The following is a 610-nucleotide window of genomic DNA, read 5'->3' as shown; positions in this document are numbered from 1 at the left end:
TTGCGCAAAAGAGCACCCTATATAAAGTGGCAGATTGTTAATAGTCCAATTCCAGTATTACTTTGTATTCTTTGTTTTTTGAGTGTTATATGGTCTATAGATCCGGGTACAACACTCAGGCGTTCTTTTGCTTTCGCTGGTATGATTTTTTTTGTGTTAATGGCAAGCTATCATAGTTACACCACTAATAGTGATAAGCCACTAATAATTGCCTTGCTAATAGGGATGTTTTCTAGCTATTTCTTTGTATTGTTTTTGCCTCATATTGGGGTGGATAGTGGTGATATAGTCCCATCTCACGTTGGTTTGTGGCAGGGCGTTTACGGTTTTAAAAATGCATTAGGTCAAATAATGGCAATATTAATATGCTTTTTATTTCCTCTGGCATTTAGGAATAATTTTTATAGGATATTGTTGTGTTTAGCTGTTTTTATGTTGCTCAAGACGGGGTCAACGACTCCTCTGGCTGCCATGTTAATTTCCTTTTTTATGATGTGGCTGGTATATATATATAAATTTAAGTCAATTCTTTTATTCTGGCTAATTCTCGCTGTTATATTTCTGATCTTTGCGATTATATATATAAATATTGAATACATAGTCTATGAGA

1 protein-coding gene is annotated in these 610 nt (G+C 34.1%); it reads left to right on the top strand.

What is annotated here, in order from left to right; genetic code table 11:
• Positions 1-610: hypothetical protein (locus FC652_RS20495; RefSeq protein ID WP_217904692.1), on the top strand; the 610-nt coding region annotated here is incomplete at both ends.

The sequence above is a fragment of the Vibrio sp. 05-20-BW147 genome (assembly GCF_013369385.1).
Lineage (GTDB): Bacteria > Pseudomonadota > Gammaproteobacteria > Enterobacterales > Vibrionaceae > Vibrio > Vibrio floridensis.
This window is presented reverse-complemented; position numbering and strand designations above follow the sequence as displayed.